This is a genomic window from Ereboglobus sp. PH5-10 (assembly GCF_029504735.1).
Taxonomy (GTDB): Bacteria; Verrucomicrobiota; Verrucomicrobiia; order Opitutales; family Opitutaceae; genus Ereboglobus.
The window spans coordinates 181,314-203,992 of the sequence record NZ_JAQFIP010000002.1 but is presented as its reverse complement, the minus strand read 5'-3'; the positions used below and the strand labels follow the sequence as shown (position 1 = coordinate 203,992).

Genomic DNA, 22,679 nt, shown 5'->3' with positions numbered 1-22,679 from the left:
AGACAGGAATGTCCGTGCTACCTTGCCGATTAACCAAGCGCTTTTTTGATGAGTTGCTCGGTGGTGGCCTTGGGGCCGAGGGCGAGGTTCGCGCGGCGGATGGCTTCATCGGCGGCGGCGGTTTTGTAACCGAGCGCGGCGAGTGCGAGCACTGCGTCGCGGATGCGCGAATCACCGGCGGGCTGGGGCTCGCCGGATGCGTTTGTCGCGATTGGCGAATCACCGGTCGCGGTGCCCGTTCCGAGTTTGCCGCGGAGTTCGACGACGAGGCGCTCGGCGGTTTTTTTGCCGATGCCGGGGCATTTTGAAAGGGTCGCGATGTCTCCCATGCGAATCGCCGACTCGAGCGAGGCGAGCGAGAGCTTGCTCATGATTGTGAGCGCGCTTTTGGGGCCGATTCCGCTCACATTGTTGATCATGAGCTGGAAAAAATCGCGCTCTTCGATGGTTGCGAATCCGTAGAGCGTTTGCGAGTCCTCGCGGTAGATCGCCACGGTGTGCAGTTTCACATTGGAGCCGGCGGCGGGGAGTTTTTCGGCGGTGGTGACGGGGATGTTCACGCCGTAGCCAAGGCCGTTGATTTCAATGGTTGCGTGGAGCGGTGTGGCGGCGGCGAGTGTGCCTTGGATGGAGACGATCATTGAAGGAAAGGAGTCAGGAGCCGAAGAAGAGTGAAGAGTGTTCCGAACGAAGTGGGATATTTGACATTAAGAAGAGGGAAACGAACTTAGGCAGAGGGGCGCTACTGCGTTATTTTAGGTTCAAGATGAGGTTGAGGGTGTGGATCAGATTTAATCTTTCGGCCTTCTGGCTCTCCGGCCTCTGACCTTTTACTTCTGACTCCTGACTCCTGTATTCTGACTCCTTTTTCAGGCCGTCAGGCCTAAAACACGTTGCATGTCGTAGACGCCGTTTGGCTGGCCGGTGATCCACTCGGCGGCGCGGAGGGCGCCTCGGGCGAAGATGGCGCGGTCGCTGGCTTTGTGCGTGAGTTCGATGCGTTCGCCGAGGCCGGCAAACATGACGGTGTGGTCGCCGATGACGTCGCCGCCGCGCAGGGAGTGCATGCCGATTTCGGATTGCGTGCGTTCGCCGGTGATGCCTTCGCGTCCATGGCGGACGGCGTCGGCGGCGAGTTTGCGTTCCTCAAGGATGATTTCGAGGAGGCGCGCTGCGGTGCCGCTGGGGGCGTCTTTTTTGAAGCGGTGGTGCATCTCGATCACCTCGGTGTCGTAGTCGGCGCCGAGGACGGCGGTGGCGCGGCGGGTGAGCGCGAAAAGGAGGTTCACTCCGATGGAATAGTTACCGGACCACACGCAGGGAATTTTGGCGGCCTCGACGAGGAGCGCTTTTTTCTCGGCGTCGGTGTGCCCGGTGGTGCCGATGATGAGCGGCTTGTTGTTGGCGGCGGCGAGCCGGATGATGTCGCCCGTGATTTTGTGCGAGCTGAAGTCTATGAGCACATCGCCGGCTTTCGCGCCCGCGTCGAAGTCGTCGCCGAGGTCAACGGTGGCGGCGATGGTGTGGCCGAGTTGTTGCGCGGCGTTGATGATGGCATGGCCCATGCGGCCCTTGGAGCCAAAGAGTGAGATGCGTAGTGACATTTTTTTAAAAGGAGGAAGGAGTCAGGATACAGGAGTCAGGAGGAAGATGCCGGAAAGCCAGAGACCAGAGGACCTGAATCTTAAACTTTCAGCTTAAACTTGGAAATTGGAGGTTTAGAGTTTCTGATTTTAACCACGGAGGACACTGGGAAACACGGAGAAATCGTGGGAAACTGTCGGTGATTTTTCTTCGTCTCCGTGCATCTCCGTGTCCTCCGTGGTTATTCTATTTTAGGCTTTTGGTGCTCCGGCCTTTCGACTCCTTATGCTTTGCCGAGTTTTTCGAGCGCGGCGGCCAGGATTTTTTCGTTGGCGGCGGACATTTCGCAGAGGGGCGAGCGCACGAGGGCGGAGCTGATGATGCCGGCGCGGGCGAGCGCGGTTTTCAGGGGGACGGGATTGGGTTCGATGAAGAGCGCCTTGAACAGCGGGTAGAGCTTGCGGTGCAGCTTTGTTGCGGCGGTGTAGTTGTTGGAGAGGGCGAGCGCGGTGAGCTTCACAACCTGGCGCGGGATGAGGTTTGAGGCGACGCTGATGACGCCCTCCGCGCCAACCGACATGAAGGGGAGCGTGAGGCTGTCGTCGCCGCTGAGCACGGTGATGTCCTTGCCAAGCGCGTTTTTGAGCTGGTCAACACGATCGACCGAGCCGCCGGCTTCCTTGATGTAGCGGACGTGCGGATACTTGGCTCGGAGGCGTTCGACGACGGGCACGCCGATTTCGATGCCGCAACGGCCGGGGATTGAGTAGAGGATGAGCGGCCGGTCGGTGGCCTCGGCGATGGCGGCGAAGTGCCGGTAGAGGCCCTCCTGGCTGGGTTTGTTGTAATAGGGCGCGACGAGGAGCATGGAGTCGGCCCCGGCCTCGTGCGCGAAGCGCGTGTATTCGACGGCCTCGTGCGTGGAGTTGGAGCCGGTGCCGGCGATGACGGGCACGCGGCCGCGCGCGGTTTCGATGACGGCGCGGATCACGTCGAGATGCTCGTCGTGGAGGAGGGTGGGGGACTCGCCGGTGGTGCCGACGGGAACGAGGCCGTTGATGCCCGATTTGATTTGAAACTCGACCAGCTTGCGCAAGTCGTCGTAGGCGACGGCTTCGTTCTTGAATGGCGTTGCGAGGGCGGTGATGGCTCCTGTGAGTGGACGCAGTTTCATGTCGGATGTTGTTAAGAGAATTTCCCATCAACAAAAGCATCCATTTGAATCAATGCGACACGTTTTTTCGCATTTGCGCAGGTTGAGGGATGCGGCTTGCCACGGGGCGCGGGATTGTTCATGTTCGGGGCAAGCTCAATGATTGCCCACATGATTTTCCCTCGCGTCCAAGTCCCCGTCGTCTGTGCCGTCCTCGCAATGGCGATCACGCCGTTGTCCGGCAACGAAGGGCAAAAGCAAGCGGATGCGCAACCGCAGCCATCGCCGTCGAACGCGGGCAAGGAGTTGCAGGCAATGGCCCCCGCGCCGGTTCCGCAAACCGGCCTGAACACGGGCGCCGCCGATTCCGCGTTCGCGCCGGATCGTATCGGCGGCCTGTCGGTCGTGCATCCCTCCGTCAACGAATACGCGCCGGCTTCGCGGATGCCGCGTGATCGCATGACCCCGGCGACGACGAACAACAATGTCGCGCACCAATTGCCGGGGAGCGCGGCCTACTCGCCCAACTGGCTGGTTGACGGCATGGCCCAGCTCGAGGCGGATGAAAAGCGGCAGAAGGAATTTGAGGCGCGTTTCGGCAAGCGCGAGGACGGGAGCGCGCGTGGTGCGTTGAACGAAAAATCGGAGCGCGACCGCGATATCGAAAACAATCCCGAAAATAGAAACGCCGCAGCGGCGAATGATCCGCTGGTGCAATATTTGCAGAAATGGGCGGATGCCTCGCCCGCGGCCGCAGGCATCGCCGCCGCCGCGCAGAAAGCAGTTTCCGGCGACACGCCCCCAAGCGCGGGCGGTGTCGTTAATGCGGCGGATACCGGCGCCGGCGACGCGCCGGCGAATGTGTCGCCGCGCGCGGCGGGCGGAGCCGATCTCGCCGCGATGATGGGGCAGCCCATGCTTGAGGCGACGGGCCCGAGCATTGTGCTGCCACCGCCACCGCCCGTTGCCCCGGCGGGAACAACCTTCCAAGGTGTCGGCGATCAGCAACCCGCGTCGGTTGCAACGGGAATCCCCGAGCACGCCGCGTTGAAGATCAAGCCGATCGAAAAAGACACCGAGCCGACCAAGCCGATCGTGAACGACAAAAAATATTTTCCGCAATTGCAGCGGTTCTGAGCCGCTCAAACGGCGTTCACAAAAACGGCGCGCCGCCATGCGCATTCAGTCTGGCGCGACCGGAGTCATCATTCTTTTTATTGCCTCTCCAAAAAACAACCCGACATGAATCCCGCCGCCCGCCTCACTGCCGCAGCCGCCATCGGTCTCGGAGCGCTTGCCTCCGCAACCGCCCAGCCCGCGCAACAACCCAACATCATTTTCATTCTCACCGACGATCTCGGTTATGGTGACGTCGGCGTGTTTTACCAAAATCAGCGGCGCGCCGACGACAATCCCGGGCGCCCCTGGCATCGCACGCCCAACATCGACCGCATGGCCGCCGAGGGCGCGCGCTTCACCAGCCAGTATGTCGCCGCGCCCGTCTGCGTCGCCTCGCGCGCCTCGCTCATGCAGGGCGTCCACCAAGGGCACGCCACCGTCCGCAACAACCAGTTCGACAAGGCGCTCGAGGAAAACCACACCCTCGGCACCGTGCTTCGGCAGGCCGGTTACGCCACCGCCGCCATTGGCAAATGGGGGCTGCAAGGCGCGGGCAACGGCCCCGACTGGACCAGCCATCCGCTCAACCGCGGCTTCGATTATTATTACGGCTACATCCGCCACATCGACGGTCACGAACACTACCCCGTCGAGACGATCTATTTTAAGAAAAAGGCCCGGCAGCGCGGCCCGTTGATCGTTTGGGAAAATCGCAACGACGTCACCGCCGGACTCGACAAATGTTACACCACCGACCTGTTCACCGCCCGCGCAAAAAAGTGGATCGTCGAGCAAAAGCAAAACGCGCCGAACAAACCCTTCTTCCTCTACCTCGCCTACGACACTCCGCACGCCGTCCTCGAACTGCCCGCGCAAGCCTATCCCGCGGGCGGCGGACTTCACGGCGGCATGCAATGGCTCGGCACGCCCGGGCGCGCCATCACCACCGCAAGCGGCACGCCCGATTCCTGGATTCACCCCGAATACAAGGACAAACCCTGGACCGAAGTTTACAAACGCCACGCCACAAGCGTGCGCCGCATCGACGATGCCGTCGGCGACCTCCTTCAACTTCTCAAGGATCTCAACATCGACGACAACACGCTCGTCGTGTTCACCTCCGACAACGGCCCCGCCGCCGAGTCCTATCTTTCCGAGGATTACAAGCCGTCCTTCTTCGGCACCTACGGTCCGCACGACGGCATCAAGCGCGACTGCCTCGAGGGCGGTTTGCGCGTGCCCACCATCACCCGCTGGCCCGCAAAAATCCCGGCCAATCGCGTCATCGCCGCGCCCACGGCGTTTTGGGATTGGATGCCCACGTTTGCCGCCGCAAGCGGACTCACGCCGCCCGCGCGCACGGACGGCGTTTCCCTGCTCCCGCTCCTCTCCGGCAAAGGCGCGCCACCAAGCCGCGCGTTCTATTTCGAATACTTTAACAAAAGCAAAACGCCCGGCTATCCCGATTTTGAACCCGCGAGGCGCGGCCGCTTGCGCGGCGAAATGCAGGCCATCCGCATCGGCGACATGATGGGTGTGCGCTACGACATCAAATCGCACGCCGACGATTTTGAAATCTACAACGTCGTCACCGATCCGAAGGAAACACAAAACCTCGCCGCCGGGCAGCCCGCGCTGCAAGCCGAGATGAAGGCGCGCGTCCTGCAAATGCGCGTCGCCTCGGCGCCCGCGCCGCGTCCCTACGACGACGAGTTTGCTCCCGCAATCGACGCGCCCACGCCGCTTGCGGACGGTCTCGCGTGGAAGTTTTATCTGGGCCAATTCCCCTGGGTGCCCGCCCTCGACGACCTGGCGCCGGCTGACAGCGGGATGATCCCGCGCCCCGACACCAAGCCGGCAAAACAGCATGTCGCCGGCGCGATTAGTTTTACCGGCTACCTGCAAATTCCCGCTGACGGTGAATACACATTCCACCTGCTCGCCCGCAACGGCGCCACGCTGCGCATCCACGACGCCACGGTTGTTGACGCGGACTATGGATACCAGGGCGACGCGGAAAAAAACGGCGCGATGAAACTCAAGGCGGGCCTGCATCCGTTCCGCCTTGTCTGCCGCAGTGCCAAGGATCGCACCGCGCCGCGCCTGGATGTTTCATGGAGCGCGCCCGGCCTGCCCAAGCAGCCGATTCCCGCCGGGGTGTTCAAGTCAGACAAATGATCGTGCCTGCCCGCCGGCGCATGAGCCAACCGTTGCGCAAGAGCGACTCGCGCAGGGTGTGATTGTGCTCCTCATTTATAATCCTCGAGCGCGAGCTTCAGGTTTTTGTAGATCGTGGCGGTCCACCCGGGGGCGGTGAAGGGCGGGAGAAAGTTTTCCTGCGAGCGCAGGTCGCAGGGGCAAAGGAGGACGCGGATGTTTTTAACGCCGGTTTGCGCAGCCATCACGAAGAGTTCCTCCGCGGCCTCGTCACCCATCGCGATGCAGCCGATGGACACCGCCTTGCCGTGGATCATGATGTCGCCGCCGAGGTTGGCACGACGTTCCTCCCTGGCGCGGGCGCGGTCGAAGGCGTTCGGATAATTGATTCGCAACGAGAGATGGTAGCGGCTGTTGGGATTGAGCGATTCGATGGCGTAGATGCCCTCGGGAACCTGCCGGTCGCCCTCGCGGAGCTTGGGGCCTGCGGTGCCGCTGGCGGCCTTGATTTCGTAGGTTTTGACGAGGCGCATGGGCGCGTCCTTGGAGGTGTTGTTACCCGCCCAAAGTTCGAGGCGCTTGACGTCCTTGAGCACGATGAAAGTAAGGCGCGCGGCGGGGTAGGTGAGGCAGGCCGCCTTGAAGCGCGGTTCCATGCGCGCGCGAACCGCGGCGCCGTATTGGTTGACCCGCTCCTGCACGGTGGCGGCGTTCGCCGCGGATGCGAAGGTTGCGAAAAGTATGAAGCCGATGAGAAAAATCCGATGTGTTCGAGTGATGCGAGTGCCCATGGTTTTGAGCCTCGAATGAACGCGAACAGGCGCGAATATTTCAAACCAATTAGCCTCAATGGCCGCATATTGCGGCTTTTCAAAAACGGGGAATTCGCCTTGCCTGTTCGCCATGCCTGAAAACACACCGCCCAACTTGAAGGACGCCGGCCACGAAGTTCGCACGTATTTTGTCCGCAATCGCAACGCGCTCGTCGCGCGCGGCATGTTCAGCGAGCTGTATGTCGATTACTTTTTGCATGCCGGCGAACAGAAACTGCGCGTCGAGCCCGCGCACGCGGAATTGTTCAAGCGCGCGCTGGCGGGTTTTGCGCTCCACCTGGCGTCGCGCCCGTGGAACGAGATGACCGCGTGGACGATTCATTTTCAGCAGCCGCTTTTGAACCTGTTTCTCACCGGCGACAACGAGACCGGCGCGATCACCGGGCGCGTGTTCGACGAGGACGTGAAGGAAATGCAGGGCAACTTGTTTTACGCCGACACGGTGCGGCCCGGCGAGCCGAAGCGCCGCAGCGCGGTCGAGTTCGAGGGCGGCGATCCGCTCGCGGGCGTTGAAAAGTTTTACGCGCAAAGCGAGCAGCGCCCCGCGCGTTTTTTTCAGCTGGCCGAGGAGGATTACGTGATGGTCGCGGAGCATCCCGATTGTGACAAGGCATGGTTCGACGCGCTCACGACCGACGCCATGCGCGGGATCGACAAAAGCGAAACGCTCGCACTGCTCGAAAAACGAATCTACCGCTGGCACTGCGGATGCAACCAGAGCCGAATGATGGAGGTGCTCCTGCCCGCGATGAAACGCGACCCCGGCGGGCTTTTCGGCGACGAGCCAAAAATCGAGATGCGCTGCCCGCGTTGCGGCGCGCGCCATATCATCACGCGCGAGGCGATGGAGGCGTTTGCGCCGGGCAAAAAGTAAACCGCTTGTGAAACTCGCGCGCTTGCGGCGACGGCTGTTTCTTCCGAACGAAATTCAATCCTTAAAACATTGAAACAAGGCAGCGCGTTTGTTTCATGAAATCGCCCGCCGCCCGTCCCCAAAAACAATTTTACCATGAAAACCACACTCCGAATCCCCATCCTCGCGCTCGCCTGCCTCATCGTCTCGACGGCCTGGGCGCAAACCGCCGACGAGTCCTTTAACAAATTTAAGGGCATGCGCAAAAGCCCCAAGCGGGACGTCGCCTTTAGCCAGCAACTGTGCGACGCCGGCGTGGGGTTCCTCGCCGATCACGGAGGCGATGCAAAACGGGCGAGGGAAGTCGTCAACGACATGCTCAGTTTCGGCACGAGCGTTCTCGCCAAAAATGACGCGCTGCGATCCGACTGGTATGCGAAAGTCAACTTTGCGATCATAGACAAGCAACCAGCCGCCAACGACAAGAACAAGGCCGCCTTTGCCGCGCTTCGCGCCGCGATCGCCGAGGGCGAAACCCTCGACGCGCCCTCCGGAAGCGCGATCAATGACTGGCGCAGGCATATCGACGACCTTGCGCAAACCCCGGGCAGCGACATTTACATGCTGGATCGCGAGCGGGGCTTCTACCTGGTCTTGAACCGCATGAAGGCACGGCTGCCCTCGATGCAAAAGGTCATCGACACGCAGCTTGAGGGATGCTCAAAAAGCAAGATCAGGGACCTCTCCAACTGGGCGAAGCGGGAGCTCCGGCTCGGCGAAATGCGCAAGACGCCGTTCACGCTCGCCTTCACCACGATCAATGGAAAGGCGTTCGACTCCGCCAAGCTCAAGAGCGACACGCTACTGTATGTTTTCACCTGGAGCACGACTTCCCGAAACGCCGCGGGCGAAATGGACCGGATGCTCGACCAGTATTACAATTACAGTCGCAGGCAGATTGAGTTTGTGGCTGTGTGCCTCGATCCGGAAAGCAAGAGCGCCGAAGTGAAGGCATTCATCAAAAAAACGAAGTGCAAGATGCCCGTTCATTTCGACGGCAAGGGAAACAAGGGCGAACTCTATCAACGCCTGGTTGCCGGCGGCCAGTGGAGCGGGCACATTTTCGACGGCAAGGGGAATGTTCGCGCCACGGACATCAGACCGTGGGATTTGAAGAAATTCATCAAGTGACGCTTTTGGCGAGGCAGAGCCTGGGGCAGGGCGAACCGTCCCGGTGAGCAGGGATGGCAAGGCGGCTCACCGGGACGGTTCGCCCTGCCTTTTACCCCGGCCAAATTTTTTGCCTCACACCAATCCGGCGGTTTCGTCGAAACCGCACCAGATGTTCATAATCTGCACAGCCTGGCCGCTCGCGCCTTTCACAAGATTGTCAACGGCGGAGGTGATCACAAAATTGCCCGTGCGCTCGTCGAGCACGGCGGACATGTCCACGCGATTCGTGCCCGTCACATGCGCGGTGTCGGGAGTCTCGCCCGTCGGGAGAATTTGCACGAAAGGACGCCCGTCGTAAACGGACTTCCACGCGGCGTAGAGCGCGTCGATTGTCGCCCCCGGCGCGGCGGGCACGGTGATTGTTGTCGCGATGCCGCGGCGCATGGGGGCGAGGTGCGGGTTGAACTGGATCGCGATGGGGCTGCCGCCGGCGCCGAGCGAAAGTTGCGCCTCGATTTCCGCGAGATGGCGGTGTTTCACCAGGCCGTAGGCCTTGATGCTTTCGGCGCGCTCGACGTAGAGATACATTTCCTGCGCTTTTTTGCCCGCGCCACTCACGCCGCTGTAGGAGTTTGCGACGATATGCTTGAGCGAAATAATGTTGCCCGCGCGCACTAGTGGCAGGAGCGGGGTGAGGATGCTCGTCGGATAACAACCGGGCGCGGCGATTAACTTGGCCTCGGTCTTCCACGAGGGCGGCGCGAGCTCGGGAAGCACAAAACGCGCGCCGGGCAGCAACTCGGGCGCGTGGTGTTTTCCGTAGTATTTTTCGTAGGTTGCGAGATCGGCGATGCGGAAATCGGCGCTCAGGTCGATCACGCGCTTGCCCGCCGGAACGAGCGCCTTGGCAAACTCAGCCGCGGCACCGTGGGGAAGGGCGAGGAAAAACAAATCGATGTCACTCGCGGCGAGCGCGGCGGCGTCCGAGTCGACAAACGCGAGCCCGCGATCTTGTCCGCGCAAAAATGGCACGACTTGCGAGAGCGGCTTGCCCGCCTGCGAACGCGAGGTGACGGCCGCGAGTGTGACGCGCGGATGCGCGAGAAGCAGCTTCAGCAACTGCTCGCCCGAATAACCCGATGCTCCGATGACTCCGACTTTTAACATAGCCCGCGAGGCTCAAAGAAAATCCTCCGCAGTGCGAGCGGTTTTTTAGCGTGCCCGCAAATGCGGTTCGGCGCCTTGCGTGTTCAAATTTCCCAGGTGTTTTGTTGGCGCAAATCTTCATTAGAGGATTGCAAAAATTGCCCGTAACTAAAAACGTGTAAAAAAACAAAAAACGTCTCATTCATCCATAAACCAGCAGGGCGCCATTTCCATCGCCCCATGTTAACCCTCAATCCTTTTTCCCCCTCATGCACACCACAAACCGTCTCACCCGCCATCTGATTCGCGCCCGCTCGCGCGGCATCCTTGCGCTCATTCTGCTCGCAGCATTCATGAGCCACGCACCCCTGCCCGCCGAGTCGACACGCATCGAGGGCCTCAGCACCAGCTACACCTTCGCCAATTCCGGCACTTACACCCTCACCGGCACCGTCAGCGGCGGCACCGGCATGAGGGGCACGATGACCGGCGTGAACCTCACCATCGATGCCGGCGCGCTGGCATCGGGGTCATCCAATGGGATATACCTTTCGGCTGGAGGCGGTATCATTGACAACCACGGCACAATCATAGGCAGCAGCGATGGCATCAACTCCGGCAACGACGCATCGACCTTGGTCACCAACAACGGACTCATCCATGGCATCGGTGATGATGCCATAGACCTCTACGGAGGCGGCACGGTCGCAAACTCCGGCACCATAAAGGGGAACTGGGGTGTTCATGTGGGCAACGCCGTTTCCGCGCTGGTCACGAACGAGGCGAACGCGGTTATCAGCGGCACGGGCGATGCGGTGCTTCTACGTGCCGGAGGCACAGTTGCGAATAAAGGCTCGATTATCAGTGGAACCGGCCGTGGCGTATTTTCCAACAGCACGGCGCTCATCACCAACCAAGCCAGCGGCACGATTCAAGGATATGGCAATGGGGTGCGTCTGGTGAATGGCGGCACGGTGAGGAACCATGGTGAAATCACGAGCGACTCTAATTACGGCGTGTATATAGGCGCGGGCGAGGGCCTCGTGGAAAACAATACCGGCGCCACAATCAACGGAGGCATCTACGCCGGCGGCACCACCAAGGTGGTGAACAACGGCACCGTTTCAGGCAGCCTGGGCATCTGGCTGGGCGCCAATTCCACCCTTACGGGAACCGGCTCCATGGACGTCTCCGGCACGGCGCTGATCCTGCTGGACGGCGCGACCCACACCAATCCAAACGAGATCAAGGGCGGCATGGTCGGCGTGTCCTTTGCGGGCACCGGTTCGCTTGGAAACACCGGCGTGATCAAGGGCACAAACGACATCGGCGTGGAGGCGAAAAACGCGCCGGTGGCAATCACCAACTCCGCGGACGCCCTGATCATGGGTGGCAATTATGGCGTGAACCTCGCCAAGGGCGGCACGGTGACGAACGACGGCAATATCGAAGGCCACGCCGCGTCCGGCGTTTATTCCACCAACGCCGCCACGCTCATCACCAATGAGACGAACGGCATCATTTACGGTGGCATCGACGGCGTGACGCTCACTGCGGGCGGCTCGGTGGTCAACAACGGCTGGATACAGGGCGACACCAATGGCGTGCGACTCACCGCTGGCGGCACCATTGTAAACAATGACACAATTCAGGGCGACAGCGGTCACGGCGTGCGTGTGGAGGGCGGCGTGGCGCGGATCGAAAACAACGCCGGCGCCACAATAGAGAATGGCATTTATGCGGACGCAAGCGCCACCATAAACGTGCACAACGACGGACGCATCGAAGGCGGCGGCGTTTATCTCGGCGTGAATTCCACGCTCACCGGCACTGGTGAGGTCTATGTCAGCAGCGGCACCGCGTTGATTCTTGCGAACACCAAAACTCACACCAACGAAGGCACTCTCACCGGTGGCATACTGGGCGTGCATATGCAGGGCACGGGCTCGCTGGGCAACGACGGCGCGATCTTCGGATATGGCGAGGCCAGCGTGCGCGCGTCCGGGGCGGCGACGATCACGAACAACTCCGCCGGACTCATCCAGGGCGGCCCCAGCGCCGTATTGTTCGAGGCAGGCGGCACGCTTGCCAATTCCGGCACGATTGAAAGCAGCTCGAGGGTGGGCGTCACGGCGACCGGCGCGGCGGTGTTTGTCGAAAACAACACCGATGCGCTCATCAACGCAAATTACGTGGGTGTTGAGCTTCTGGCCGGCGGCACCGTCGTCAATTCCGGTTCGATCACCGGCAACTACGGCGGTGTTTCCGGCAGCAATGTTTCCATCCGCATAAGCAACGAGACGGGCGGCTTTATCAGCGGCCATACCCGCGGTGTGAGCATCGAGCTGGGCACCGTGGCCAACTCCGGCACAATCCTCGGCGGCACGGGAGTCGATGCAATGACCGGCGCCATCCTCGTCAGCAACAGCAACACCGGCCTGATTCGAGGCGCCGATACCGGTGTGAACCTCGCCGGCGGCGGCACGGTGACAAACAGCGGCGTGATCGAGGCCACGAGCGCGGACAGCCACGGCATCTATTCCAACAATAATGCCACGCTCATTTCCAACACCACCAACGGCCTCGTCCAAGGCCTCGGATACGGCGTGAATCTGAACCAAGGCGGCACGGTTGCCAACTCCGGCACGATCACCGGCACCGCCTACAACGGCATCGGCGTCTTTTCCAACGCCAACGCCACACTCGTCACCAACGACACCGGCGCCCTCATTCAGGGCGGAGCAAGAGGCGTTTCCCTCCTTGCCGGCGGCATGCTGAGCAACTCCGGCACGATCACCGGTGGCACCGGCGTCTATTCAGCATCCAACGCCACGCTCGTCACCAACACCACCGGCGCCCTCATTCAGGGCGACCTCTACGGCGTTTCCCTCGTCGCCGGCGGCACCGTGAGCAACGCCGGCACGATCACCGGCACCGACGCCTCCTCAGGCCAAGGCGTCAATTCCGAAGTCTACGCAGCCTTCGTCACCAACACCACCGGCGCCCTCATTCAGGGCGGCTACAGAGGAGTTTCCCTCCTCGCCGGTGGCACGGTGAGCAACTCCGGCACGATCATCAGCACGGCCGCCAACTCCACCAGCGTCCTTTCCGACGCCAACGCCACGCTCGTCACCAACGACACCGGCGCCCTCATTCAGGGCGGAGCAAGAGGAGTTTCCCTCCTCGCCGGCGGCACGGTGAGCAACTCCGGCACGATCACCGGCACCTCCGCCAACGGCATCGGCGTCAATTCCGCTGGCAACGCGGCCTTCGTCACCAACGCCACCGGCGCCCTCATTCAGGGCGGCACCTACGGCGTGCGGCTGGCCGCCGGCGGCACGATCACCAATCACGGCGCCATCATCAGCGACACGACCCGCGCCGGCAGCATCGGAGTGTATTCCAACGGTCGTGTTGACATCACCAACAGCGGACTCATCGAGGGCTACTCGCAAGGCGTCTCGCTCGACACGGGCGCGGCGGGCGGCACGATCCTCAACACCGGCACCATCCGCGCCATGATGGGCAGCGAAGCCATCGTCTCGGCGACGACCACCCTCGTCACCAACACCGCGGGCGGACTCATCGAGGGCAACGACATCGCCGTGTGGCTGCAAGGCGGCGGCACCGTCGCCAACCACGCCCTCATCACTGGCGGCACCACCGGCATCCGGCTCGACGTCGGCGGCACGATCACCAACACCGGAACAATCAGCGGCGCATCCGCCGGCAGCCACGGCATCTATTCCGGCGGCACCGTCACACTCACCAACGAAAACGGCGGCCTGATTTCGGGCGGAGCCGCCGGGGTGCGCATGACTGATGGCGCCATAACGAACTCCGGCACGATCAGCGGCACCTCCGCGGTCAGCCACGGCGTCAGGCTGGTCAATTGGAACGCGCTTGTCACCAACACCACCGGCGGCCTCATCCAGGGCGAGTCCATCGGCGTTTATTTTGAATCGAGCGGCACGCTGGCGAACCACGGCACGATCCTCGGTGTGTCGGGCAGCGGCCTGGGCGTTTATTTCAACGGCCCCGCCCTGCTCACAAACACGGGCCTCGTCCAAGGCGGCGGCACCGGCGCTTACCTCGCGGGCAGCGGCACGACGCTCAACACCGGCACCATCCGCAGCCTCGCGGCCGATGGCGCCGGCATCCACGTCTTCGGCACCATCGAAATCACCAGCACCTCCAACGCCTTGATCGAGGGCGGACTCTACGGCGCGTATCTGAACGGCAGCGGCACGGTGACCAACTCCGGCAAAATCACCGGCACCTCCGCCTCCAGCCACGGCATCTACGCCGACAGCGCCGGCCAGGTCGCGATTGTCAACAACGACACCGGCCTCATCCGGGGCGATGACAACGGCATATACCTCGCCAACGGCGGCCGTGTCACCAACTCCGGCACCATCTCCGGCACCGCCGACACTGGCATTTATGCCAATGCCCAGACCGTCATCACCAACACCACCGGCGGCGTGATCAGCGGCGGCACCCACGCGATCAACCTCACCGCCGACGCCGCGAACGAAGTGACTCTCTGGAACAGCGGCACACTCGTCGGCAACCTCAACATCGCCGGCGCGGCCTCGCAACTCACGCTCAACGGCGACGCGGGCGGCACGCAAAATTACTCCGACGCCGTCACCGGCGACACCACCTTCAGCGGCACGCTCATCAAGCAGGGCGCGGGCGCATGGACAATCGACAAGGATCCCGGCGCGGGCATGAAGCAACAAATCACGCTCGTGAAAACCGGCACCCTCAACGTCGCGTGGGACGAATACCAGCTCAGCGGAAGCGCCGCCTCCATCGACGCCGGCGCCACCCTGCAAATCTCCGCCACCGCCGACGCGACCGTGGGCAACGCCATCACCGGCGCCGGCCAACTCGACCTCGCCAACACCTCCCCGGCCACCGACACCATCGACTACACCATCGACATCGGCACGACTTTCACCGGCACCGTCAACATGCGCGGTGTAAACGGCTGGTCGCACCTCGTCCTCGACGACAACGCGCAAGCCACCCTCGCCGACGCCACCCTGCGCCTCGACGAAAAAGGCAGCGCCACGGTCGATTCCACCGTCACCGGCACCATCGGCACGCTCGACCTCGCCGGCGGCGCGCTCGTCGTCGTCACCAACACCAACGCCAGCCCAGTCGAGCCCTCGACCCTGAACACCGGCACGCTCGCGTCCACCGACGGCGCCAGCCAAATCCACCTCGCCGACGGCATCCTCAACGGACTCGACATCGATCCGGCCACCCTCACCAGCCACGTCTTCGACGTTGACGGCGACCACCAGGCGCTCGTCGTCAAGGCCGGCGTGATCGATTCCAGCGCCATCGGAAAAAGCTTCAACGTGAAGGATGCGCACGGCAACGAAATCGCCAACCCGCCCGGAACGGCCTCCGCCACGATAGAAAACAGCGGCGGCACGGCGCTCGGCACGATTCACTACGGCTACACGGCGAAAGTTGTCGAAAGCGGCAGCCTCGGCGCTGGCATCGTCCTCGGCTACGGCGTGAGCAAAATCGAAAGCACCACGGCAATCGCCGACGGCCTCGGCGTGCAGATCGACCACACCGGCTCGGTTGACAAAACCCTCAGCGCGCAACTCAGCGGCGCGGGAGATTTCATCTTCACCGGCGGCGGCACACTCTCGCTCGGTCACACCAACAACAACTACGAAGGCGCGAGCCTCATCACCGGCACCACGACTGTGAGAGCCCTCGCCGACAACGCTCTCGGCCAAACCTCCAGCCTCACCATCGAGGCGGAGTCGGTCTTCGATCTCAACAATCAGGAGCAAACCATCGGCGGCATCGACATCGCCGACACCGCCCGCATCGACCTCGGCGCCAGCGGCGCGCTCAATATCAACGGCGACGGCACGATGCACGGCGACAACGCGCTGACCGGCGGCGACGCCTCCACGCTCATCCTCACCGGCAACTCTGATGTTTACATCCACGGAGCCAACACCGGCTTCACAGGAAACGTATATGCCGGCAGCGACACATCGTGGAGCGATGTCCACCTCACCAACCTCGCCGGCCTCGGCAACTCCGGCACCGTATTTCTCGGCGACTTCGGCCCCACCTGGCTCTACCTCGATGCCAGCGGCACATTCAGCAAGGACCTCGTCAGCAATAGCGGCGTCGTCATCATCAAGGAGGACCGCACCGTGCTCCTCACAGGAAATAACACCGGCCTCACCGAAAACGCAGCCTTCTGGATTGATGAAAGCGGCACCCTGCGCGCGCAAAACCAGTCGGTGCTCGGCTCGGCATATATCGCCGGAGACGGCAACGACGCCACCCTGCGCCTCGAAGGTTACACCGACACACTTCGCAACGAGCTCGCCGGCAACCTCGCCGTGCACGTCGCCGAATCCTCGACCGTCACCATCTCGCGCGACAACTCCGGCCTCGCATCCAACGCACGCGCCGTCATCGACGCCGGCAGCGCGCTCGCCCTCACCCGCTCCTCCGCCATGGGCGACGCCTCGCTGCTCACCAACGACGGCCACCTCGCCATCACGCACGCCGACGCCGTTGTCGCCACCGCCACGCTCGCCAACAACGCCGACCTCTACATCAGCTACGGCGGCACCGTCTCGAACCCCTTCGTCAGCACCGCGGACGCCACCGCCACGCTCGACGCCGACGGTTACGACATGACCCTCGCCAGCAACATCGGCGCGGGCAACCTCGTGCTCCCCGGCTCCGGCGTCACGACCATCGCCGTCGCGCAAACGCACGCCGGCGCCACGCTCGTCGAAAACGGCACCCTGCGCGCCGGCGTTGCCGACGCGATCCAAAACAGCGGCACCCTGACCCTGCGCAACGCGATGCTCGACCTGAACAATTACTCGCAATCCGTCAAAAACCTGCACGCCGAAAACGGATTCATTAGATACAGCACCGCCGCCGGTCTTTCGACAAATTACACCACGCTGACGATCACCGGCAACCTCACCGGCGACACCACCAGCGTCATGAACGTGGACCTGTTCAACCAAAACAGCGACACACTCTCGATCCAAGGCACGGCCAGCGGCACGCACTTTGTTTATCTCAACTCGACCAACGACACGCCGCTCGACGACCCGCTGCGCACCTACGCGCTCAAAGTCATCGGCTACACCAATGGCGACGCCGTGTTTGAGTCGGACGGCCTCGAATCCGGCATGCACACCTACAAACTCCACAAAGGCGACGGCGGCCTGATTCTGCCCGACAAAAACGCCTACTACCTCTCGGGCGGCGACGCCCTCAGCCGCGCCGCCGACGCGATCCTGCTCACCGCCGGCGTGATGGGCGCCGACTGGCACTACAACCTCGACAACGTCCACAAACGCCTCGGCGAAATCCGCGTGAACCTGCCCGCCGACACCGGCAACGTCTGGGCCCGCGTGAACAACTACCGCCTCAACGCCTCCGCGCAACTCGGCGGCAGCACCTTCGAGCAGGACAGCTACGGCGTCACCGCCGGCGGCGATAAAATCTTCCGCCGCGAAAACGCGGTGCTCATTGCCGGCGCCTACCTCGGCATGAGCCGCAGCGACCGCACCTTCGACGACGCGCGCAACCAATACGGCGACGGCAAGAGCAACATGATCGGCGCCGGCCTCTACGCGCTCTGGCTCTACGACAACGCCTGGTTCGTTGACGCGACCCTGCGCTTCGACCGCTCGACCAACGAACTCAACGCGCGCGGCGTGGACGGCTTTGTCTCGCGAGGCAAATACACCAACCAAACGCAAGGCCTCTCGGTTGAGTTTGGCCGCCGTCTCATGAACGGCCGCTACTGGGTTGAGCCCAGCGCGCAAGTGGCCGTGGCATGGATCAACGGCGCGGACTACACCGTCTCGAACGGCGTGAGCCGCGACCTGCAAGTGCACATCGGCGACTCCGACGCCTGGCAATATCGCGGGCAACTGCGCACCGGCGCGGACTACGGACGCTGGCAACCCTACCTGAAGTTTGCCGCGGTGAAAAGCGACACCGGCGGCGGCAGGGTGACGGTTGAAGGCCGCTCCTACCAACCCTGGTTTGACGGCTGGCGGATGGAAGCCGGCGCGGGTGTCGGCTACCTGATCGACGCGCGCAGCCAGGTGTATTTCGATTACGAATACAACAAGGCATCCCGTTACGAGCGCCCCTGGTCGCTAAACCTCGGCTACCGCCGCGCCTGGTAAGACACAACGCGCGCTTAACACAAACACGAGCACTGGCGTCCGCCCTTCGCTTATAATTCCACATGGCGAAGGGCGCGTCTCAAATGCCACGGACCAACCCCTGCCATCCACGATTTAGTTTTGGTTGTTGAAGGGCAGGGCGGGCGCGCCGAGGTTTGTTGAATGTCAAACACGACCGCACTCTTTATATAAATGCGCTAGTTGCTCAAAATCATTTCGCCGAGTTCGTCCGGTTTCATTTCGGTTTTGGGATTAAAGGAATCGCCGGCCATGTAGCCCAGTATGCTGTTGCGCAGCTGGCGCGCGGGCGGGCGGGTTTGCAGGTCGGCGTCCAGGTCGATGGTGCAGAATAGCAGGCGTCCGTTTCCGATGCGCGCCTCGAACACGGCGGCGAGCGAGTGGTTGCGGGCGAAATTGTCAATCACCCGCACAATTGGCGTCACGGAGAGGCCGTCGATTCGCACGCTTTTTGATTTCAACGCCAGATCCCACCATTGCCAGTCGGAGTGCTCCCCGGTCGGGAAATTTTTCAGCGCCGGATGTTTCGGGTCGCACAACATGCCCATCGTGCCGGGTTGCTCGGGGAAATGCACCGGGCTCCAGAAAACGGGAACGAATTTCCCATCGATGCCCTTGGTTTGCGCGACGGGTGGATTGAAGAGCACTTTCTTGCCAGCGGACAGGGCGGTCAATGCCTCGCCGAGTGTTCTTGTATAGGTGACGTTTTCCGGCACGGGTGTTGTTTCCTTCGGATAGACCCACAGGTTCCAATGGTTGCGATATGGCGTGCCGTCGATTGTCACTTCGAGTGTCCAGCGCGCCGCGGGACCGCTGCCTGGAATTGCAACCGAAATCCGACCGCAATCCACTGTGCCGCCGGATGCGATTTCCTGTTTATCAAATTGTCCCGACGCGATCTGTTTTCCCGCCTGATCCTTGACGCGCCATTTGATGACAGCTGGGTTTATATCATTTCCATAATTTGCCACTTGTATGGCGGCGCTCACGGTTTCGCCGCGTTCATAAACTGCCTTCGGCAGGCGGGCGAGTGGCACGGTGGCGCTGCAAAACTCGCGAAACTCGGACGATTTTATAAAGCGTTTTCCCTCCCAAAACACGTTCACCATGCCGACAAGCGCGGTGCCCTGGCCCGGGAAATCCTGCAATCCCAACAACTGGAATCCGTCGAACTCGGGCGTGCGCAGGGCGCGCTCAATTTCCTCCTTGTAGAGCAGGGTGGCAAATCTGCCCGTGGCCTCGGTGAACTTGTCCGCCAGTTTCAAGAGTCCCTTTGCCTTCAAGTCGTTTTGCACGGCGATGAAATTTAACGGCACGAGGTTGCCCTTGTATTTTTTGATTTCGGCGAGATCGGGATAAACCGAATATTGTCCGATTTCGTGCGTGATGATCGGCACTTTTATATTCTTTGCGGCATGACTGTAGTCATTGTCAAAGGAGGGCGGTTTTTCATTAAACACCCCCTGCCCGCGAACCCAGCCGTCCTTTGTGTATTGTGTGATGAAGAACTCATCCTGCGGTTCGGGCGAGCGTCCGTGCCCCTTTTTGAATGTGAACGAGGTCGTTGTGTAAAGCCGGCGCGAATCCTCCGCGCGCAGTTCCCCGACCAGCTTGTTCAACAAATCCAGATCGCCTTGCAGTTCATTGCCGAGCGACATGAGCACGAACGAGGGATGGTTTCCATAGGCGGTCAATATGCGCCGCGCCTCCTCGTTTAGATAATTCCAAGACTTCTTGTTTTGTCCGACCAAGAGGCTCCAGTGCGGCAACTCGGCTTGCAGATAAAAGCCGAGTTCATCGGCCGCTTGAAACGCGGCGTCGGGCGGGCACCACGAATGGAAGCGGAAATGATTCAGCCCCCATTCCTTGGCTGTGGCGATTATGCGTTTCCACTCGGCGACGGATGTTGCCGGATAACCGGTGAGCGGAAACACGGCGCACTCGAGCGTGCCGCGCAAAAAGACGCGCTTGCCGTTGACGTGAAGCTCGCTGCCTTGCGCCGCGATTTCGCGAAATCCAAGAGTCGTCGATGCAAGCGCGCCGGATTTTCCGGGCGCGCGCACTTCCAGTTTATAGAGGTGCGGCGCAAGTTCGTCCCATGCGCGCACACTGCCTTCCGGTAGCGTCCACGCGGCTTCCAGCGAGTCGCCCGTTTTGTTTGGCAGAAATGATTTTGTCGCCGCGGCGACTTGTTTTCCCGCGGCGTTGCGCAGCACCAAATCGAATGTCGCGGCATTGCGCGTTTTGTTTTTCGCCGCGGCGGAATCGAACGCGAGCGCGATTTGAACCGAGAAGCCGGGCGTCACGCGCGGGTGCGCCGAGATTGTCTTGATGGCGTCCGGTTCAATCGCGGCCAGGCGCATGAATCCGAGCGCGCCGTTCCACATCACTTGCGTGTGATTTGTATAGGCGTGGGCCAGCGCGGTGTCGTGGCGGGCCTGGTATTTTCGCGTGTGGTGGCGGCTCAAGTCCGGCAGGATTTCCGAATTGTCGATTTGCAAAATCAACTCGTGCCGCCCCGGTTTCAGCGCGGTGGTGAGGTCGTGCCGGTGCGGCGTGCTCAGGCTGTCTTCGCGGCTGATTTCCACTCCGTCAACAAACACCCGTGACTCCCAAAGCACGCGCTCAAGCTCCAGCACGACTTGTTTGCCGCGCCAGTTTTCTGGAATGACAACATCGCGCCGATACCACGCGGGGCCGATGTGAATGTGCTTTCGCTGGAGCCGCGTGAGCACTTGCAGTGTCAGCTCCGGTTTTAGTGCGAGCGCCTCGCCGATGCCGGCGTCGTCGAGTGTTCCGGGCAGGCGAATGTCGCGCCATGCCGCGTCGGCGGACAGGGGAGGGCGCAGGCTCACCTGCCACTTGCCGGCCAATGACAATTCATCCTTCGCCCCCGCAATCGTCTGGATCAATATTAGGGCGAATATAATTACTGTTTTTTTTGACATGGGATAATCAGGTTAAAATTTCGTTGTGGTGTGTGTTATTAATCGACCAGTTCCTTTTCCAATTGCTCGAGTGTTTTGCCCTTTGTTTCGGGCAGCTTGATTTTGATAAAAATAAACCCGGCGAGGCAGATCGCGGCATACAGCCAGAAGGTGCCGTAGGCGCCGAGCGCGCTGTTGAGCAGCGGAAACGTGTAGGTGAGCACGAAGCACGCGCCCCACAGCGCCGCCACGGCGACGGCCATCGCCGCGCCGCGTATGCGGTTGGGGAACACCTCGGAAATCACCACCCACGTCACGGGGCCGAGCGACATGGCGTAGCAGCCGATCGCGGCGAGCACGAGCAGCAGCATCGGCCAGCCTTGCACGCCGGTGAAATAACAAAAACCCATCGCCGTGTAAATCAGCGCAAGCCCCGCCGCGCCGAAAAGCATCAGCGGACGGCGTCCGCCCTTGTCCACCGTTCCGAGCGCGACAAACGTGAACGCGAGATTCACCGAGCCCGTCCACGCGATGTTTTTCAACACGGTCGAAATGTCATATCCCGCCGCGCTAAAAATATCCTCCGCGTAATTGAATATGACATTGATGCCGCACCATTGCTGAAAGACGGCGAGCGTGATGCCCAGGATGAGCACGCCCCGCAAACGCGGGTCGAGCAGTTCGCGAAAGTTTATTTTTTCCCGCGTGGTGGTGATGGTTTGGTTGATCTCGCCAATCGCCGTTTGCGCGTAGGCCGCGCCGCCGATTTTGCCGAGGATTTTTGCGGCGTCATCAACGCGGCCCTTTGTCACGAGCCAGCGCGGGCTTTCGGGAACAAAAAACATGCCAATGATGAACAGCACCGACGGCACCGCGGTGAGGCCGAACATCCAGCGCCAGCCTTGCTGTCCGAACCACGAGTTAACGATCCACTCGTTCGTCGCGCCCTCGGGCAGGTTGCGCACGAGAAACCAGTTTATGAATTGCGCCAGCAAAATGCCGATCACGATGGTGAGCTGGTTCACGGAAACGAGACGTCCGCGCAAATGCGCCGGCGCGACCTCGGCGATATACAGCGGCGAGAGATTCGACGCCAGGCCAATGGCCACGCCGCCGAGCATCCGCCAGATGATGAACAGCGTGAAGTTTGGCGCGAGGGCGTTGCCGATCGAGGTAATCGCAAATGTGAGCGCGGCCGTCATCAGCAGCCGTTTGCGTCCGAAGCGGTCGCTGAGCATGCCGGCCACCATGACGCCGACCAGGCAACCGATGAGCGCGCAACTGTTGGCCCAGCCGGAAAGCGCGGGATTATCGAGTTGGAAATAGCGTTCAAAAAACGGCTTCGCGCCGCCGATCACGACCCAGTCGTAGCCGAACAGCAAGCCGCCCAGCGCGACGACAATCGAAATGCACCAGACGTAGGCGAGGTTGTAACCGGTTTTCGGCGCGGGGACTGCGGGGCCTGCGGGGACGTTGGCATTCATGGTTTTTTATATGAGGTTA

Annotated in this window: 13 protein-coding genes; 5 read left to right on the top strand and 8 right to left on the bottom strand. The window is 61.6% G+C overall.

The window, feature by feature from the left end:
• Positions 1-29: 29 nt before the first annotated feature.
• From ruvA to M2447_RS02805, 4 genes are all read right to left on the bottom strand, one after another.
• Positions 30-641, bottom strand: coding sequence for a Holliday junction branch migration protein RuvA (gene ruvA, locus M2447_RS02820; protein WP_277508985.1), 612 nt, complete (start codon positions 639-641; stop codon positions 30-32).
• 228 nt (positions 642-869) lie between these two features.
• Positions 870-1,604: a 4-hydroxy-tetrahydrodipicolinate reductase gene (gene dapB / locus M2447_RS02815; RefSeq protein WP_277557316.1), complete on the bottom strand. Its 735-nt coding sequence runs from the start codon at positions 1,602-1,604 to the stop codon at positions 870-872.
• A gap of 263 nt (positions 1,605-1,867) precedes the next feature.
• Positions 1,868-2,758 (bottom strand): 4-hydroxy-tetrahydrodipicolinate synthase, encoded by an 891-nt coding sequence (gene dapA, locus M2447_RS02810; protein WP_277557315.1) that lies wholly within the window; start codon positions 2,756-2,758, stop codon positions 1,868-1,870.
• Positions 2,759-2,769: 11 nt separating this feature from the next.
• The gene (locus M2447_RS02805) at positions 2,770-2,910 is read right to left on the bottom strand and encodes a hypothetical protein (RefSeq protein ID WP_277508981.1); all 141 of its coding nucleotides are present in this window, start codon (positions 2,908-2,910) and stop codon (positions 2,770-2,772) included.
• Here M2447_RS02805 and M2447_RS02800 point away from each other — a divergent pair.
• Together M2447_RS02800 and M2447_RS02795 are read left to right on the top strand one after the other, a co-directional pair.
• Positions 2,909-3,874 (top strand): hypothetical protein, encoded by a 966-nt coding sequence (locus M2447_RS02800; protein WP_277557314.1) that lies wholly within the window; start codon positions 2,909-2,911, stop codon positions 3,872-3,874. The two genes, M2447_RS02805 and M2447_RS02800, sit on opposite strands and share 2 nt — an antisense overlap.
• Before the next feature lie 105 nt (positions 3,875-3,979).
• Positions 3,980-6,034 carry a sulfatase-like hydrolase/transferase gene (locus tag M2447_RS02795; protein ID WP_277557313.1) on the top strand — a complete coding sequence of 685 codons (2,055 nt, stop codon included), beginning with the start codon at positions 3,980-3,982 and terminating at the stop codon, positions 6,032-6,034.
• A gap of 71 nt (positions 6,035-6,105) precedes the next feature.
• Here M2447_RS02795 and M2447_RS02790 read toward each other — a convergent pair whose 3' ends face one another.
• Entirely contained in the window at positions 6,106-6,804 is a 699-nt protein-coding gene (locus M2447_RS02790; RefSeq protein WP_277557312.1) for a L,D-transpeptidase family protein, read from the bottom strand.
• A gap of 112 nt (positions 6,805-6,916) precedes the next feature.
• On the opposite strand from M2447_RS02790, the gene M2447_RS02785 reads away from it, so the two are divergent.
• Positions 6,917-7,720 (top strand): Hsp33 family molecular chaperone HslO, encoded by an 804-nt coding sequence (locus M2447_RS02785; protein ID WP_277508977.1) that lies wholly within the window; start codon positions 6,917-6,919, stop codon positions 7,718-7,720.
• Between the two features lie 135 nt (positions 7,721-7,855).
• On the top strand, positions 7,856-8,890 hold the full coding sequence (locus tag M2447_RS02780; RefSeq protein WP_277508976.1) for a hypothetical protein: 1,035 nt from the start codon (positions 7,856-7,858) through the stop codon (positions 8,888-8,890).
• 114 nt (positions 8,891-9,004) lie between these two features.
• Here the strand turns inward: M2447_RS02780 and argC are convergent, their stop codons facing one another.
• Positions 9,005-10,039, bottom strand: coding sequence for an N-acetyl-gamma-glutamyl-phosphate reductase (argC, locus tag M2447_RS02775; protein WP_277557311.1), 1,035 nt, complete (start codon positions 10,037-10,039; stop codon positions 9,005-9,007).
• Between the two features lie 248 nt (positions 10,040-10,287).
• Between argC and M2447_RS02770 the strand changes: the two genes are divergently transcribed.
• Positions 10,288-18,231, top strand: a complete 7,944-nt coding sequence (locus M2447_RS02770) for an autotransporter outer membrane beta-barrel domain-containing protein (RefSeq protein ID WP_277557310.1) — start codon at positions 10,288-10,290, stop codon at positions 18,229-18,231.
• A gap of 197 nt (positions 18,232-18,428) precedes the next feature.
• Here the strand turns inward: M2447_RS02770 and M2447_RS02765 are convergent, their stop codons facing one another.
• Both M2447_RS02765 and M2447_RS02760 read right to left on the bottom strand, forming a co-directional pair.
• A complete protein-coding gene (locus M2447_RS02765; RefSeq protein ID WP_277557309.1) occupies positions 18,429-21,197 on the bottom strand; it encodes a sugar-binding domain-containing protein in 2,769 nt (922 codons plus the stop codon).
• A 38-nt stretch (positions 21,198-21,235) separates the two neighbouring features.
• On the bottom strand, positions 21,236-22,660 hold the full coding sequence (locus M2447_RS02760; protein ID WP_277557308.1) for a sugar porter family MFS transporter: 1,425 nt from the start codon (positions 22,658-22,660) through the stop codon (positions 21,236-21,238).
• Positions 22,661-22,679 lie beyond the last annotated feature (19 nt).

Excerpts from the sequence above, each read along its gene's own strand:
- ruvA (WP_277508985.1), bottom strand. The coding sequence starts at position 641 with ATGATCGTCTCCATCCAAGGCACACTCGCCGCCGCCACACCGCTCCAC.
- dapB (WP_277557316.1), bottom strand. The coding sequence starts at position 1,604 with ATGTCACTACGCATCTCACTCTTTGGCTCCAAGGGCCGCATGGGCCAT.
- dapA (WP_277557315.1), bottom strand. The coding sequence starts at position 2,758 with ATGAAACTGCGTCCACTCACAGGAGCCATCACCGCCCTCGCAACGCCA.
- M2447_RS02800 (WP_277557314.1), top strand. The coding sequence starts at position 2,909 with ATGATTTTCCCTCGCGTCCAAGTCCCCGTCGTCTGTGCCGTCCTCGCA.
- M2447_RS02805 (WP_277508981.1), bottom strand. The coding sequence starts at position 2,910 with ATGTGGGCAATCATTGAGCTTGCCCCGAACATGAACAATCCCGCGCCC.
- M2447_RS02795 (WP_277557313.1), top strand. The coding sequence starts at position 3,980 with ATGAATCCCGCCGCCCGCCTCACTGCCGCAGCCGCCATCGGTCTCGGA.
- M2447_RS02790 (WP_277557312.1), bottom strand. The coding sequence starts at position 6,804 with ATGGGCACTCGCATCACTCGAACACATCGGATTTTTCTCATCGGCTTC.
- M2447_RS02785 (WP_277508977.1), top strand. The coding sequence starts at position 6,917 with ATGCCTGAAAACACACCGCCCAACTTGAAGGACGCCGGCCACGAAGTT.
- M2447_RS02780 (WP_277508976.1), top strand. The coding sequence starts at position 7,856 with ATGAAAACCACACTCCGAATCCCCATCCTCGCGCTCGCCTGCCTCATC.
- argC (WP_277557311.1), bottom strand. The coding sequence starts at position 10,039 with ATGTTAAAAGTCGGAGTCATCGGAGCATCGGGTTATTCGGGCGAGCAG.
- M2447_RS02770 (WP_277557310.1), top strand. The coding sequence starts at position 10,288 with ATGCACACCACAAACCGTCTCACCCGCCATCTGATTCGCGCCCGCTCG.
- M2447_RS02765 (WP_277557309.1), bottom strand. The coding sequence starts at position 21,197 with ATGTCAAAAAAAACAGTAATTATATTCGCCCTAATATTGATCCAGACG.
- M2447_RS02760 (WP_277557308.1), bottom strand. The coding sequence starts at position 22,660 with ATGAATGCCAACGTCCCCGCAGGCCCCGCAGTCCCCGCGCCGAAAACC.